This is a genomic window from Streptomyces sp. NPDC087263, from assembly GCF_044744645.1.
Classification (GTDB): domain Bacteria; phylum Actinomycetota; class Actinomycetes; order Streptomycetales; family Streptomycetaceae; genus Streptomyces.
This window is the reverse complement of record NZ_JBIUYT010000007.1, coordinates 531,015-545,839: the sequence shown is the minus strand read 5'-3', so window position 1 is coordinate 545,839 and position 14,825 is coordinate 531,015. Positions and strand designations below refer to the sequence as shown.

The window sequence follows — 14,825 nt, the reverse complement described above, 5'->3', positions numbered from 1 at the left end:
CGGGTGGCGGGAGGGGCGTCCACGCCACCCGGTCGTGCCCGGCAGCGGACCGCTGCGGTGTAGGTGCCTGGCCGGCCGGCACCGGAGCCAGGGCTCAGAACTTGGCCGCGGCGGCAGGGGCCCTGAGGGTCCCCAGGTACTTGTGCCACAGGTGGTCCGGGTCGTTCTCCACCGCCTCGACGATCTCCCGCATCGCGGCGAGGGCCTTGGGCTCCCCGTCGTACACATCGCCCTGAAGCATCTTGAGGACGTCAAGGCGGTAGCGCGGGTCCTGGACGAACGCCGTGAAGAGGATGTTGAGTCGGTAGTAGATCGAGATGAACTCGTACCAGTTGGAGACGGCGCTGCGAAGTGTGCCGACGTAGGTGTCGAACCGCTCCTTGCGGAAGTCCCCGGCCTTGTGGGCCGCAATGATGTCGGTGGCCGCCAGGCGGGCGCTGTTCAGCGCGACGCTGACACCGCTGGAGAAGATCGGGTCGACGAACCGGGCCGCGTCGCCGATCATGAGGAGCGAGTCGTCGGAGACCTTGGTCATGGCGTAGCTGTAGTCGCCCTCCGACTTGAAGGGCTTGACCCGGCGGGCGTTCTTGAGGGCGTCCTGGAGCGGCGGACGGCTGCCGATGGTGTCCCAGAAGAAGGTCTCCAGGTCGTTCTTGGCCTCCTTGAACCGCGCCTTCTGTGTGACGACACCGATCGAGGTGATGGTGTCGGTGATGGGTATCTGCCAGACCCAGGTGTCCTCGAGCGGCAGGAAGTGGATGAAGATGTAGTCCGACTGCTCCTTGTTGACCGCGAGGGCCTTGCGGTCGAAGTCGTCGAACCAGGTGTGCACCGCGTACTGGTTGAAGACCGGGTCGGGCTCCTTGACCTTGAGCTGGCTGCCCATCATGGTGCGGCGGCCGCTGGCGTCGATGACCATGCGGACGGGGACGCCGACGGACTGGTTGCCGACCTTCGCCTGAATGACGGGGCGATCCCGGTCGGAGAAGTCGACGCGGTTGACGCGGACGCCGTGGTAGACCTTCGCGCCCAGGCTCTCCGCGTGCTGCAGCAGGATCTGGTCGAACTTCCCGCGGTCGACGTGGAAGGTGTGATCGCGGTCGACGCCGGCCTGGTCGCGCTCGCTGAAGAGGACCTCGGCGGCGCGGAAGTCGTGGTCCAGGCCCTGGAAGCCCATGTGGTCGATGTCCCGGTCCTCCGCCGAGGTCCAGGCGGCCCCGTACTTCTTGGGGAAGCCGGCGGCATCGACCTTCTCCATCGCTCCGGTCTCGATGAGCACGGGGGTGGTGGCCGGGACCAGCGACTCGCCGACGTGCTCGCGCGGAAAGGTCTCCGATTCGAAGACCACCACGGACAGACCCTCCTTGGCGAGGTAGGAGGCGGCGGTGGAGCCCGCCGGGCCGCCGCCGATGATGCCGATGTCGTAGTCGTAGTTCTCGGATGCCTCAGACAACGTGATCTCCTGTCGCGAGTTCGGTGGGAAGCGCGGGACCGTGTCCGCTGGTCAGTGGATGGGCGTGCGAAGGGACAGCAGCAGGTCGGTGATGCTGTCGAGGTTCTGGAAGTTGGTGCCGGTCAGCTCGGTCGGCGGGATGTTCGTTCCCAGCTCGTCCCGGATGAAGGTGAGCAGCTGAGCGGTGTTGATCGAGGTGAGGATGCCCCATTCGAGCAAGGGGGTGTCCGGGTTGATGCCCTGCGCGTCGGGCTCCGACAGCAGTCGCTCCCTGATGAACTCGGTGAGCTGGGCGATCAGTTCGTCGCGGGCACTGGCCACGCCGTACCTCCTGGAGATGCGTTGACGGGCAGGTGTCCCGCCGGGCGTTCAACGGTTGTTGATTTCAACGCCTGATGATGTCATTTCCCGATGAACTCTACTAGTGTTGAGTTCATCGTCAAGAGGCCAACTGGATGCGACAGCGAAGCGGTTGGAGATTCGATGACCCGAGCACGGCACGGCCCCCCTCCCGGAGAGGCGCACATCTGGGCCGTCCCCGAACCCGGCCCCGGGCCGCGGCGCGAAGCGGTGGTACGGCGCTGCGTCGAACTGCTCTCACCGGATGAGGTACGGCGCTGGCGGCACGTCGTTCCCTCGCAACGGGCGCTGTACGCCTCCGCCCATGCCGCGCTGAGGGCCGTCACCGCCGCCTACAGCGGGCGTCCCGCAGACCGAATCGCCTTTGTGCACGGGCGGTTCGGCAAGCCTTATGTGTCCGGCGACCCGGGCCTGCGGGTCAGCCTGTCGCACACCGACGGCATGTCCCTCGTTGCGGTGAGCCGTGACGGTCCCACCGGAGTCGACGTCGAGCGGATCAAACCCCTCCGGGATCCGGCGGGACTGCGCCGCCAGGTGCTCTCCGAATGGGAGGCGGCACGCTGGCCCGCGGACTGCGAAGACGACCTGCACAGCGGTCTGTTCACCCACTGGACCTGCAAGGAAGCCGTCCTCAAGGCGATGGGCAGCGGGCTGACCGGCGACCTCACCGCGGTGCGGGTGACTCCCGGCGCGCGGCGTCGCGGACGGGTCACGCTGCACGCGGTTCCGGGTGCCGCCGCCAGGTCCTGGACCCTTCAACTCATCGACGTCGGACCGGAGTTCAGGGCCGCCATCGCGGTCGCGGACGGTGGCGAGGTCATCCGCCTGTTCACACTCGCCCCCGGTGAGCGGCCGGTGCTGCGGCCGCCCCTCACTGCCCCTCGTACGATCCGTGCGTTCCTCGACAAGGAGACCCAGTCATGAAGGTGAGCTCGCCCGGACCGACCACCGAGACGTCCGCGACCACGACCACCGCCACGACGCCCGCGCCCGCCCGCCAGAGCCGTCCGACGCTGCTGTGCCTGCCGCACGCGGGCGGTGCGGCGCGGGTGTTCGCGAGCCTGGAGGCCGCGCTGCCGCAGACCACGAACACGACCCTCCTGGAACTGCCGGGCCACGGCGCCAGGATGGCCGAGCGGGTGCGCGACGACTTCGGCGCGGTCCTGGAGGATCTGATCCGAGGCTCAACCGCGCACACCACGGGGCAGTACGTGCTGCTCGGGCACAGCATGGGCGCGGCGTTCGCGTACGAGCTCGGCCGCTACTGGAGCGCCCTGGGCCGTCCGCCGGCCGCCGTCGTCGTGGTCGGCCGCAACGGCCCCACCGCTCGGCGGATCCTGCCGGACATCCACACCCTGGAGGCCCCGGCGTTCCTGGAGTCCGTACGCCGCCTCGGCGGCACCCCGCCGCAGCTATTCGACCACCCGGAGCTGGTCCGGCTGTTCGTCCCTGCGCTGCGGGCCGACTTCACCGTCTCGGAGACGTACGAACCGCTGCCCGGCCCGCCGTTGGACTCCCCGCTGTGGGTGTGCGCGGGCCTCGACGACCCGATGGTGGACGACGCCGGTCTGCGCGACTGGGAGAACCACGGCGCCGGCGACGTGCTGATCGAGTGGCTGCCGGGCGGCCACTTCCTGCTCGACGACCCCGCGTTCCACGCGTATGTGGCGGGAGTCCTCCAGGCTCTGCCGAAGCCCGGAACCACGGGCTGAATCCGTCGTTCACGATCCATGATCAGCACCGGAGCAGCTCCAGCGCGACGTGGGCGGTCATGAGCTCAGCTCATGACCGCCCACGGACACTGCACTCCGAAAGCCGACGGGGTCAGGCCGCCGGGTGGGTCCTCAGTTCGGAGAACTGGGCGCGCCAGTAGGCCAGAGGCACGCGGGTCGTGCTGACGTCGCCGTGCACCAGGCGGCCGATCAGCACCTGGTGGTCGCCCGCCAGATAGCTGCTTGTCAGGACACACTCCGCGGACGCCACGGTGGACTGGAGCAGGGGGACGCCGGTGCGTTTCCCCGGCGTCCAGGGCACGCCCTCGAACCGTTCGGGCACCGGCGACGCGAAGGTGCGGGCCGTCTCGGCCATGTCGGCGGAGAGGAAGTTGACGGCGAAGGCCGAGCTCTGATGGATGGCCTCAAGCGTCGCGCTGGGCTGCTTGACGCAGGCCAGGAGCAGCGGCGGAGCGGCGGAGACACTGCACACCGCGCTGCACGTGAGGCCGCGCGGTTCGCCGTCGGCCGTCAGACTGGTGACGACGCTGACCCCGGTGGGCAGTGAACCCATCACGGAACGGAAGGTGTTGAGGTCCACCTGGTCCAACAGGAGCTCGGACGTGCTGAGTTGTTCAGGCATTTCCAGATCCTCGTCTCTGAGGCCGAGGCGGGTCAGGGCCGCGGAGTTCATCGGGCTTCACCGTGGGGCGATGGCGGCGATTTCGCTCGCCAGGGCCTGACGGTCCGTCTTTCCGTTTGCGGTCAGGGGTAGTTCGGTGACGACATGGACCGCGTCGACCACCATGTAGAGGGGTAGCCGGTCGGCGCATTCGCGCTTGAGTTCAAGGAGCCCCGGGCGCTCGGTCCCCTCCGGCACCACCACGGCATGGATCTTGGCCTCCAGGCCGCTGCCCACCACCAGACACGCCGCGGCGGCGACCTTGGGGTTGGCGGTGATCGTCGCCTCGATGTCGCCGAGCTCGATCCGGTGCCCGCGCACCTTGACCATGTGGTCGCGCCGCCCCACGTACTCCAGCATCCCGTCGGGCCCCATCCGGCCGATGTCACCGGTGAAGTACGGGCCCTTCTGCGGCTCCCGGCCCCAGTAGCCGAGCATCACGGTCGGGCCGCTGACCACGATCTCCCCCTCGCGCGAGCGCGGCGGGTGCAGCTGGATGCGGTCGCCGGAGACGGCGGTGCCGATCGGCAGCGGACGGGTGCTGCCGAGATCCCGGTCGGTGACCTCGTAACTGGTGCACACATTGGTCTCGGTCGGCCCGTACCAGTTGAACATCCGCACATCCGGCCACGCTTTGCGCAGTTCGTGCACGTGCTGGATGGGGAAGGGTTCACCGGCGAAGACGCAGGCGCGCAGGGCCGCCGGGGGCTCACCGGCGAGCAGTTCTCCCCGCTGCATCATCAAGGTCAGCGCGGACGGCACCGAGTACCAGACGGTGATCTGCTCGCGGTGCAGCAGCGAGCCCAGCTGCACCGGGTCGTACGCGAGTCCTTCCGGGACCAGGAGGACGGAGGCGCCGGCCAGGAACGCCGCGTACAGGTCGAAGACGGAGAGGTCGAAGTTGAACGGCGCGTGGTTGGAGAGCCGGTCCTCGGCGGTGACACCGACCTCGGCGGCCGCCCAGCGGACGAAGGCGAGTGCGTTGCGGTGGCTGATGCAGACGCCCTTGGGCTCACCGGTGGAGCCGGAGGTGTACAGGATGTAGGCCGGGTCGTCGGGCTCGTTCTTGTGGACGGGCGGCGCGTCCTCGGCGGAGGCCTCCTCGCGTACGGTCTCGAAGGAGGCCAGCGGTACGGAGTCGTCCCAGCCGTGGTCCGTGGCGCGGCGGATGCCGTCGGCGTCGGTCACCACCACGGCGGGTGAGCAGCTCGCGGTGATGCGCTGCACCCGGGCGGCCGGGTTGGCGGCGCTGATCGGCACGTAGATGGCGCCGACGCGCAGGGCGCCCTGCATCAGGGCGATGGCGTCGAAGGTCTTGTGACTCCACAGCACGACCCGGTCGCCGGGCCGCACACCGCGCCGGTGCAGCGCGGCGGCGTACTGATCGGCGCGGGAGTCCAGCTCCCGGTAGCTGAACACTCCGTGGGCCGAGCCCACGGCAGGGGAGTCGGGCGAGCGCCGGGCGGAGTCGATGACGAGCTGGTGGAGCCTCACAGGCCTATCTCCTTCACTATCAACTGACGCTGGATGTCCGAGGTGCCCGAGAAGATCGTGCTGGGGACGGCATCGCGCAGCGCGGCCTCGATGCCGTCCTCCCGCAGGTAGCCGCGGCCTCCGAAGACGCGGACCGCGTCGGCGGCGGACGCCAGTACGCCCTCGGACACGGCCAGCTTGGACAGGGCGATCTCCAGCACGGCGGAATCGCCCTGGTCCATGGACCAGCAGGCGCGGTACAGCAGCAGCCGGGCGCTCTCAAGGCGCAGCTTCATGTCCGCGATCCGGTTGGACACCGACTGGAACTCGCCGATCCTGCGGCCGAATTGGCGGCGCTCCCGGGCGTGCGTCACGCACTGCTCCACGAGCCGGTCGAGCAGTCCGATGTAGAGCGCGAACAGACAGGCCCGCTCCCAGCCCATGGAGTGCTGGAAGATCGCCGCGCCCCGTCCGACGCCGCCGAGAACGTTCTCCTCGGGCACGAAGCAGTCCTCGAAGGTGATCGCACCGGCCGGGCAGGAGTGCATCCCCATCTTCTCGTAGGGCTGGCCCACGACGAGCCCGGGCGTGTCCCGGTCGACGACGACGCCTGTCACGCCGAGGAACCCCGCCTTGGGGTCGACGGTCGCGTACGCCACGTACACATCGGCGGCGGGGCCGTTGCTGACGAAGCTCTTCGTGCCGTTGAGCAGGAGACCGCCGTCGACCGGGGTCGCGATCGTGCCGAGCCGCGAGGAGTCCGAGCCCGCGTCCGGCTCCGTCATCGCGTTGCCCGCGATCAGCCGGCCCGCGGCCAGCTCGGGCAGCAGCCGCCGACGCAGGGAATCGCTGCCGAAGCCGTCGATCGGCACGGCGCAGGCGAAGGTGTGCGCCGCGGCGCCGAACACCAGGCCGGTGTCGGCGCAGCCGCGGCCCACCGCCTCCACGACTCGCGCGGTGTCGAGAGCGCCGAGGCCCTGCCCGCCATACTCCTGGGGGAGGCAGGACCCGAGCATGCCGATCTCGCCGAGCCGCAGCCAGTCCTTGCGGGTGTAGAACCCGTGCCCCGCGCCGGGCGGCGCGGGGAAGGCGGCTCGGGTCGCGTCCAATACCTCGTCGTAGCGGGCCTGTTGGCCCCCGTTCCAGCCGAACTCCACATCTGCTCCTGGTGTACGGGGAAGGGTGCCGCCCTCCCTCATCGGATCGCTGGTCAGTGCTGGTCGGGGAGGTGGCGCAGATTCCGCGGACCGACGTAGCGCAGCCGCGGGTGGATGCGCCCCTGCTGGGCCCGCTGTTCCTCGACGTGGGCGAGCCAGCCGGGCATTCGGGCGGCCGCGAACATCGGGACGAACAGGTCGGTGGGCATACCGAGCAGGTGATAGATCGCGGCGGCGTAGCAGTCCACGGTCAGATAGGGGCGGGGCCCCTTCGAGGGGTGTGCCGCGGCTCGTACCGCGTCCAGGACCTGCAGGACGTGATCGCTGCCCGGGCTCCCGTGGAAGCGCCGGGCGGCTTCGCGCAGCGGCCGGACCCTGGGGTCCTCCTCGGCATACGCGACCGGCCGGTTCCGCGCGGCGGAGGCCTGGTCGGCCCGTCCTCGCAGGTAAGCGGCGGCGCTGTCCGGGTTGTCGTCCTTCCGGGCCAGGTCGATCACCTGGGGGGCGGCGCCGCCGTGCAGGGGGCCGGTGAACGTAGCGAGCGCCACGGTGATGGTGGCGAAGGTGTCGGCACCGGTGCCGGCCGCGACCCGGGCCGCGAACGCGGAGGCGTTGCAGCCGTGTTCGGCCTGGAGGACCAGGCAGAGGTCGACCAGCTGCACGCGCTCCGGGTCGCGGGGCAGGCCCAGCATGTAGAGGATGTTCTCGGCGTGCGAGAGCTCCGGAGCGGGGCGCGGCAGTCGACGCCCGGCGCGGGCCGCCTGCTGGGTCGCGAAGATCGTGGGGATCCGTGCGACCAGGCGTTCCCGCAGGTCGATGTGGGCGGCCGGGTCGGCGTCCGCCTCCGCGGCGACCCCGAGTGCGGGGACCGCGGTGCGTAGTACGGACGAGGCACCTGCGCCGGCGTTGAGCACGAGGTTCGTCGAGACCATGGGCGGCAGCTCACGGGCCGCGGCGAGCCGGGCGCGGAAGGCGCTGAGCTCCTCTGGGTCGGGCAGCCAGCCGCGGATCAGTAGATGAACGACCTCCTCGAAGGTCACCCTGCCGATCAACTCCTCGATGGGATAACCCCGGTAGGACAGCCGGCCGCGGGCCGGGTCCACCTCGGAGATGCCTGTCTCTCCGACGACCACGTCGGAGATGTCGGCCTGCGGGTCGCCTGGGAGACGCTCCCGTTTCGGGGCGGGGATCGTGACGCCGGGCAGCGCGGGGGCGATCGCCGACGCGTCCGGCGGGGCCTGGATGTGTGACAGCTCGGCGAGCCGTCCGTCGTAGAAGTCACGGAGCTGGCCCACGGAGTCGATGTGCTCGATGAGGCGGTCGTCGAGAGTGGTGCCCAACTCGTGCTCCAGATGGACCTGGAGCTCTACGGCCGTCAGGTCGTCCCAGCTGGCCACGGCGCGGAGCCGCAGCTCGTCGCCGATGAACTCCGACGGCATGTCGAGGACACGGGAAAGCGTGCTGATGACGGGGTGCACCCGGGCCATCTCCTTGTCTGTCCGTCGCGTCTCCTGCTCGCGCCGGCGCGAGCCGAGCGACGTGGGGGTGGGGTGTGGCGTCACGGACCCGGGTCGGGCGGGTCGGTTCAACCGGCCAGATCCGGGGCCTGGGCCTGCCCGCCGGCCGGTTCGGGCACCCGCATCACGGAGGTGGCGGGGGCGGCGGGGTTGCGCGGGGGGACCAGATCCATCCGCGTGCGCGGAAACAGATACGGGAGCAGCGGGCCGGTCATGGCCGTGGTGATCAGTGCCATGAGGACCATCTCGGTGAAGAGCGTGTCGTCGAGCACCCCCAGACTGAGACCGACGCCAAGGATGATCAGCTCGGTCAGGCCCCGGGTGTTCATCAGGACACCGACGCCCGTCGACTCCCGCCAGGAGAGCCCGAAGGACTTGGCCGGCAGGCCCGCGCCGAGCATCTTTCCGATGATGGCGGCGGAGAGGATCAGGGCCAGTTCGCCCCAGGCGGTCACCGACATGGCCGCGACGTCGACCGAGAGTCCGGTGACGATGAAGTAGACGGGCAGCATGAGCTCGCCGGCATGCTGTAACGGGCGCAGCATCTTCTCCTCCAGCAGGGCCTGCGGCTTGCGGGGCATGACGAGGCCGAAGGCGAAGGCGCCGAAGATGGGGTGGATGCCGATCTTCGAGGTGGTGTACGCCGAGAGCAGCAGGCCCGCCGTGACCAGCGTCGCCAGGTAGACCCCGGTGCCCCGCCTGGACACCCGGGCGACGGCGCGGGCCAGTAGCGGACGCACCACGACGATCATCACGGCGCCGTACCCGGCCGACATCCAGAGGGTGTCGGTGAAGCCGGAGGGCCCGGACGCGGTCACGATCGCCACCACGCCGGCCAGCAGGCACCAGGCCAGGGCGTCGCCGAACGCGGCGCTGGTCAGGGCAAGCGCGCCGACACTGGTACGGCTGAGGCCGTTGTCCTTGAGGATGCGGGCCAGTACCGGGAACGCGGTGATCGACATGCTGACGCCCAGGTACAGGGCGAAGGAGAAGAAGGGCACTTCCTCCCCGTCGACGCGCGAGTGGTTCTGGTAGAGGACTGCGGCGACGGCCATGCCGAGCAGGAGCGGGAGGAGGATGCTGCCCGCGGTGACCCCCGCGACGGAGCGCTTGCCACGGCGCATCGTCGACCAGTCCAGCTCCCATCCCACCGTGAACATGAAGAGGAGCAGGCCCAGTTGGGCGACCATGGATAACAAGGGCCTTGCCTCGTCCGGAAAGAGACGTTGCGTCAGGTCGCCGGGAAGCAGTCCGAGCAGACTCGGGCCCAGGAGGATCCCGGCGGTGATCTCGCCGATGACGGCGGGCTGACGAACACGCCGGGCAAGGTGGGCGAGGACCGTCCCCGCGATGAGGATGCCGGCGATGCCGGCGATGGCGGTTGCCTGGAGAGCTTCGGCCTGGTGCGGCTGCGTCACGGCATCTTCCTTCGGCATCGGATGTTGGACAATTCACTACACGCTGAACTCAACTGTTGATGAGTTTTACATGTGGAGTGGCGCTCGTACAAGGGGCCTCGGGTGGGACGTCCGCCCGCCCGGCGGGGCTTGCGGGGCTTGCTGAGGTCCTGGCTTCGTGCAAAACTCCTTCCCTGTTGAGTTCATTGAGCGTTGAGTTTCTGTCGAGTGTGAACGCGGAAGGCGGTGCCTGACCATGCGTGAACTGGTGGAGGTGATCGAGTCCCCGGACTCGGTGCCTGCCGATGTGGCGGCCCTGGGAGTTCCCGAATCCTTCCGGGCGGCCGTTCTCCACAAGGAGGAGGCGGGGATGTTCGAAGGCGTGGAGCTGCGTGACCGTGCGCCGGCCGATTCCATTCACATCCAGGACGTGCCCACCCCGGCCCCCGGACCCGGTGAGGTCCTGGTGGCGGTCATGGCGAGCGCCGTGAACTACAACACGGTGTGGAGCGCCCTGTTCGCGCCGGTGCCCACCTTCGCCCTCCTCGAGCGCTACGCGCGCATCGGCGGCCTGGCGGCCCGGCACGACCAGCCGTACCACGTCATCGGCTCCGACCTGGCCGGCGTTGTCCTCAAGTGCGGTCCCGGCGTGCGGCGTTGGGGCGTCGGTGACCGTGTGGTCGCGCATTGCGTCTCGGTCGAACTGGAAGACGCGGAGGGCCACGGCGACCCCATGCTCGACCCCGAGCAGCGCATCTGGGGATACGAGACGAACTACGGCGGGCTCGCCGAACTCGCCCTCGTCAAGGCGACCCAGTTGTTGCCCAAGGCCGAGCACCTCACGTGGGAGGAAGCCGCCGCGCCGGGCCTGGTCAACTCCACCGCCTACCGCCAGCTGGTCACCCGCAACGGCGCGGGCATGAAGCAGGGCGACAACGTCCTCGTCTGGGGCGCCGTCGGCGGCCTCGGCTCGTACGCGACCCAGCTCACGCTGGCCGGCGGGGCCACGCCGATCTGCGTGGTTTCCTCACCCGAAAAGGCCGCGCTGGCACGCCAGTTGGGCGCAGAGCTGATTATCGACCGCAACGAGGAGGGCTACCGCTTCTGGCGGGACCCGCACACGCAGGACCAAAAGGAGTGGCGCCGACTCGGCTCCCGTATCAGGGAGTTGACCGGCGGTGAGGACGTCGACATCGTCTTCGAACACCCCGGCCGGGAGACCTTCGGCGCCTCCGTGTACGTCGCCCGGCGCGGCGGCACCATCGTGACCTGCGCCTCCACGGCCGGCTACACCCACGAGTACGACAACCGCTACCTCTGGATGAGCCTCAAGCGCATCGTCGGTTCCCACTGTGCCAACTACCGCGAGGCGTGGGAGGCCAACCGCCTGATCGCCAAGGGCCGGATCCACCCCACTCTGTCGCGGACGTACTCTCTCGACGAGGTCGGCCGGGCAGTCCAGTCCATTCACCGCAACGAACACCACGGCAAGGTCGGGGTGCGGTGCCTCGCTCCCGCCGAGGGTCTGGGCATCACGGCCCCCGAGTTCCGCGAGCCCCGCGAACAGGCCATCAACCGCTTCCGTACGACGTTGCCGCGGCCCGTGGCCCGCGACCTCAGCGGGGTGGCGGCGTGAGCGGCCACCCCGAAGCGGGCGGCCATCAGGACGTACTCGGAGTCGTCGGGCTCGGGACCATCGGCTGTGCGCTCGCCCGCAGGGCCGCGCTCGCCGGACTCTCCGTCATCGCACTGGAGCCCCGCGTCGAGGCGCGCACCCGGATACGGCAGCTGTTCGACTCCTCGGTCGTGGACGGCCAGATCACGGAGGAGGAAGCGCTCCGGGCGAGCGGGCGTATTCGGCTCGCGGACCGTTGGGAGGAACTCAACGCGGCCGACGTCGTGGTGGAGGCGGTGCCCGAGCGCCGCGACACCAAGGTCGAGGTGTTGCGCGCGCTCGACCGGGTCTGCCCGCCCGAGACCGTCCTGGCCACCAGCGCCGCCGCCCTCTCGCTCAGCGACCTCGCGGCGGTATCCGGCCGCCCGGGACGGGTCGTCGGCCTGCATCTGGCCCTGCCCACGGCCGGCCTCGCGGAGATCGGCCGCACCGTGATGGCCGACGAGTCCGCCCTCAATCGTGTCCGCGACGTGGTGCGAGGCATGGGACTGCGACCGGTCACCGTGGGCGACCGGGCAGGGCTGATCTCCACGTCACTCCTCTTCGGCTTCCTCAATCAGGCTGTCACGATGTACGAACAGCGGGTCGCGGGACGGGACGACATCGACGCCGCGATGCGGTTCGGCTGCGGGCTGCCCATGGGGCCTCTCGAACTGCTCGACCTGATAGGCGTGGACACCGCCTGCGACATTCTCGACGTCCTGTCCGCGCGGTGGGGCGAGCCCACGCTCGAACCGGCTCGGCGGCTGCGCCACATGGCACTCGCCGGACTCCTCGGCCGAAAGTCCGGCCGCGGCTTCTACGACTACCGGGAGGGCGTGCACCGCACCTCGGGCCCCGGGCGGAAGTCGCCGGGCCGGTCGCCGATCCGCACGGTCGGCATCGTCGGGAGCGGCACCATGGCCACCGGTATCTCGGAGGTCTTCGCGTCCGGCGGCCTGGCCACCGTGCTCGTCGGCCGGACCGAGGAGCGTGCCAGGAGTGCCCGGGACTCGGTGGCCGCGTCGACGGCGCGGGCCGTGCGGCGTGGCAAGCTGACCGAGGCGGAGCGCGCGACCACCCTGGAACGGCTGACTCAGAGCGGCGATCCGGCGCTGCTGGCCGACTGCGACCTGGTGATCGATGCCATCGCGGAAGACCTGGACGTCAAGAAGGAGCTCTTCGGCAAGCTGGGCGCGCTCTGCAAGCCGGGCGCGCTGCTCGCCACCACCACGTCCAGCCTGCCGGTGATCGAGTGCGGCCTGGCGTCCGGGCGTCCCGAGGACGTACTCGGGCTGCACTTCTTCAACCCGGCTCCGCTCATGCGGCTCGTCGAGGTGATCCCCTCCCTCCAGACCTCGCCCCAACACGTGCAGGTCGCACGGGAGTTGTGCCACCGCCTCGGCAAGCACCCGGTGCAGTGCATGGACCGGCCGGGCTTTATCGTCAACGCGCTGCTCTTCCCCTATCTCAACGGGGCCGTACGGCTTGCCGAGAGCCACTACGCCACCACCGACGAGATAGACGCCGTGATGAAGCTCGGGTGTGGCTATCCCCTCGGCCCCTTCGAACTGCTGGACATCATCGGCCTCGACATCTCGCTGAGCATCCAGCGCGTGCTGCACGACGCCGACCGCCATCCCGGTTCCGTCCCCGCGCCCCTGCTGGGGCACCTGGTGGCGGCCGGGCGGGCGGGACGCAAGACCGGAGCCGGATTCCGGGTGTACCGCTGACGGATCGACACATGGAGGCAGCACATGAACAGCACAGACTTCGACACAGTCGCTCCGGGACGCCAGGCCGACGCCCTCGCGTGGGTCATGCTGGCCGAGTTGACCGGATGCCCCGAAGTGTTCTGGAGTGGGATCGCGACGGATTCACCCGGGCTGGTCGAACCCGCGCCGCGGGACGGAGGCGACCGGTGATCACCACGGCGACCCAGGCCACGGCCACCGTTCGAGGCGCGGCCCTGGCAGCGCGGGACGCGGCCGTTCGGCTGGCGGCCACGACCGGCACCCAGCGGGACTTCGCACTGACCGCGCTCGCCGGCCGGCTGGCCGAAGCGGCGCCGCGCATCCTGGCGGCGAACGAACAGGACCTGGACGCCGCCCGGACCGCCGGGCAGTCGGCCACGGTTCTGGACCGCCTGACCGTCTCCCGGCAGCAGCTCGAAGGGCTCGCGGAGACGGTACGCGCACTGGCGGGCGAGCCTGACCCGGTCGGCGAGGTCGTGAGCGGCTCCGTCATGCCCAACGGCCTGGAGGTACGCCGGATCAGGGTGCCCCTCGGAGTCGTCGGCATGATCTACGAGGGACGCCCGAACGTCACCGTCGACGCCGCGGCGCTCTGCCTCAAGAGCGGCAACGCCGTGCTGCTGCGCGGCTCATCGACCGCCCGGCGCACCAACGCGACCCTCGTCCGCGTGATGCGGGACGCCCTCGCGGGCACCGCCGTACCGGTCGACGCCCTACAGCTGGTCCCCGGCACGACCCACGCCTCCGTGCACGAACTGATGTCGCTGCGAGGCCTGGTGGACGTTCTCATCCCGCGCGGCGGGCGGGACCTGATCGAGGCGACGGTCCGGCAGTCCGCGGTCCCGGTCATCGAGACGGGCGTGGGCAACTGCCATGTCTACGTCGACGAACACGCCGACCTGGACAAGGCGTTGGCCGTTCTGCTCAATGCCAAGACCCAGCGCCCGTCCGTCTGCAATGCGGTGGAGTCCCTACTCGTGCACGAGGCCGTCGCACCCGCCTTCCTGCCCCGGGCCCTGACGGCACTGGCCGACCACGGAGTGACCGTGCACGGGGACGAGCGGGTGCGCTCCTTCCACGAAGCGGTGGTGCCCGCGGGCGAAGAGGACTGGGAACGCGAGTATCTCGCCCTGGAAATCGCCGCCGCCGTGGTCGGCTCACTGGAGTCGGCCATCGACCACATCCGCCGGTACGGCAGCGGTCACACCGAGGCGATCGTCACCGACTCGCAGACCGCCGCGCGCCGTTTCGTCGCGGCGCTGGACACAGCGGTCGTGGCCGTCAACGCCTCCACGCGCTTCGCCGACGGAGGGGAGCTCGGGCTCGGCGCCGAGCTCGGTATCTCGACCCAGAAACTGCACGCGCGCGGGCCGATGGGCGTGACCGCGCTGACCACCACCAAATACGTCCTCGTGGGGGACGGGCACATCCGGGGCGGAGCCGCCGTCCCGCGGCCTTAGACAGGAGGTCCGGTCGTGTACGTACGCATCAATACCGAGGCGAAGCCTTCCCTGTGGCTTCTGGACGAGGACGAGTCGGCGAAGGAGTCGCGGCTGCGGCTTCTCTCCTCGGTGATTCCGACTCCTTGGCTCGCTCTCGCGGGCGTGGAGGACGATCCCGCGGAGCGGCACATCGTCCGGGGCATCGACTGATCCGGAGCACGACG

The 14,825-nt window shown here is 69.9% G+C and carries 14 protein-coding genes; 7 read left to right on the top strand and 7 right to left on the bottom strand.

What is annotated here, in order from left to right:
* Window positions 1-94: 94 nt before the first annotated feature.
* Window positions 95-1,453 carry an NAD(P)/FAD-dependent oxidoreductase gene (locus ACIPC1_RS25115; RefSeq protein ID WP_402520542.1) on the bottom strand — a complete coding sequence of 453 codons (1,359 nt, stop codon included), beginning with the start codon at window positions 1,451-1,453 and terminating at the stop codon, window positions 95-97.
* A 51-nt stretch (window positions 1,454-1,504) separates the two neighbouring features.
* The gene (locus ACIPC1_RS25110) at window positions 1,505-1,774 is read right to left on the bottom strand and encodes an acyl carrier protein (RefSeq protein ID WP_402520540.1); all 270 of its coding nucleotides are present in this window, start codon (window positions 1,772-1,774) and stop codon (window positions 1,505-1,507) included.
* Window positions 1,775-1,936: 162 nt separating this feature from the next.
* On the opposite strand from ACIPC1_RS25110, the gene ACIPC1_RS25105 reads away from it, so the two are divergent.
* Together ACIPC1_RS25105 and ACIPC1_RS25100 are read left to right on the top strand one after the other, a co-directional pair.
* Window positions 1,937-2,737 (top strand): 4'-phosphopantetheinyl transferase family protein, encoded by an 801-nt coding sequence (locus ACIPC1_RS25105; protein ID WP_402520538.1) that lies wholly within the window; start codon window positions 1,937-1,939, stop codon window positions 2,735-2,737.
* Window positions 2,734-3,525 carry a thioesterase II family protein gene (locus tag ACIPC1_RS25100; protein ID WP_402520535.1) on the top strand — a complete coding sequence of 264 codons (792 nt, stop codon included), beginning with the start codon at window positions 2,734-2,736 and terminating at the stop codon, window positions 3,523-3,525. Before ACIPC1_RS25105 ends, ACIPC1_RS25100 begins: the two co-directional genes overlap by 4 nt.
* A 112-nt stretch (window positions 3,526-3,637) precedes the next feature.
* Here ACIPC1_RS25100 and ACIPC1_RS25095 read toward each other — a convergent pair whose 3' ends face one another.
* From ACIPC1_RS25095 to ACIPC1_RS25075, 5 genes are all read right to left on the bottom strand, one after another.
* Window positions 3,638-4,168 (bottom strand): flavin reductase family protein, encoded by a 531-nt coding sequence (locus ACIPC1_RS25095; protein WP_402520533.1) that lies wholly within the window; start codon window positions 4,166-4,168, stop codon window positions 3,638-3,640.
* A gap of 57 nt (window positions 4,169-4,225) precedes the next feature.
* The gene (locus ACIPC1_RS25090) at window positions 4,226-5,701 is read right to left on the bottom strand and encodes an amino acid adenylation domain-containing protein (RefSeq protein WP_402520531.1); all 1,476 of its coding nucleotides are present in this window, start codon (window positions 5,699-5,701) and stop codon (window positions 4,226-4,228) included.
* Entirely contained in the window at window positions 5,698-6,837 is a 1,140-nt protein-coding gene (locus ACIPC1_RS25085) for an acyl-CoA dehydrogenase family protein (protein WP_402520529.1), read from the bottom strand. Before ACIPC1_RS25085 ends, ACIPC1_RS25090 begins: the two co-directional genes overlap by 4 nt.
* A 53-nt stretch (window positions 6,838-6,890) precedes the next feature.
* Window positions 6,891-8,315, bottom strand: coding sequence for a citrate/2-methylcitrate synthase (locus ACIPC1_RS25080; protein WP_402520527.1), 1,425 nt, complete (start codon window positions 8,313-8,315; stop codon window positions 6,891-6,893).
* 107 nt (window positions 8,316-8,422) lie between these two features.
* A complete protein-coding gene (locus tag ACIPC1_RS25075; protein WP_402520525.1) occupies window positions 8,423-9,772 on the bottom strand; it encodes a cation:proton antiporter in 1,350 nt (449 codons plus the stop codon).
* 235 nt (window positions 9,773-10,007) lie between these two features.
* Here ACIPC1_RS25075 and ccrA point away from each other — a divergent pair, with 235 nt between their 5' ends.
* From ccrA to ACIPC1_RS25050, 5 genes are read left to right on the top strand one after another with little or no spacing between them, the layout of a single operon-like run.
* On the top strand, window positions 10,008-11,387 hold the full coding sequence (ccrA, locus tag ACIPC1_RS25070) for a crotonyl-CoA carboxylase/reductase (RefSeq protein WP_402520523.1): 1,380 nt from the start codon (window positions 10,008-10,010) through the stop codon (window positions 11,385-11,387).
* Window positions 11,384-13,138, top strand: a complete 1,755-nt coding sequence (locus ACIPC1_RS25065) for a 3-hydroxyacyl-CoA dehydrogenase family protein (RefSeq protein WP_402520521.1) — start codon at window positions 11,384-11,386, stop codon at window positions 13,136-13,138. Before ccrA ends, ACIPC1_RS25065 begins: the two co-directional genes overlap by 4 nt.
* A gap of 24 nt (window positions 13,139-13,162) precedes the next feature.
* The gene (locus tag ACIPC1_RS25060) at window positions 13,163-13,330 is read left to right on the top strand and encodes a hypothetical protein (RefSeq protein WP_402520519.1); all 168 of its coding nucleotides are present in this window, start codon (window positions 13,163-13,165) and stop codon (window positions 13,328-13,330) included.
* Window positions 13,330-14,619, top strand: coding sequence for a glutamate-5-semialdehyde dehydrogenase (locus ACIPC1_RS25055; protein WP_402520603.1), 1,290 nt, complete (start codon window positions 13,330-13,332; stop codon window positions 14,617-14,619). Before ACIPC1_RS25060 ends, ACIPC1_RS25055 begins: the two co-directional genes overlap by 1 nt.
* Before the next feature lie 15 nt (window positions 14,620-14,634).
* The gene (locus ACIPC1_RS25050; RefSeq protein ID WP_402520517.1) at window positions 14,635-14,811 is read left to right on the top strand and encodes a hypothetical protein; all 177 of its coding nucleotides are present in this window, start codon (window positions 14,635-14,637) and stop codon (window positions 14,809-14,811) included.
* Window positions 14,812-14,825: the final 14 nt, after the last annotated feature.

Excerpts from the sequence above, each read along its gene's own strand:
- ACIPC1_RS25105 (WP_402520538.1), top strand. The coding sequence starts at position 1,937 with ATGACCCGAGCACGGCACGGCCCCCCTCCCGGAGAGGCGCACATCTGG.
- ACIPC1_RS25100 (WP_402520535.1), top strand. The coding sequence starts at position 2,734 with ATGAAGGTGAGCTCGCCCGGACCGACCACCGAGACGTCCGCGACCACG.
- ACIPC1_RS25095 (WP_402520533.1), bottom strand. The coding sequence starts at position 4,168 with ATGCCTGAACAACTCAGCACGTCCGAGCTCCTGTTGGACCAGGTGGAC.
- ccrA (WP_402520523.1), top strand. The coding sequence starts at position 10,008 with ATGCGTGAACTGGTGGAGGTGATCGAGTCCCCGGACTCGGTGCCTGCC.
- ACIPC1_RS25060 (WP_402520519.1), top strand. The coding sequence starts at position 13,163 with ATGAACAGCACAGACTTCGACACAGTCGCTCCGGGACGCCAGGCCGAC.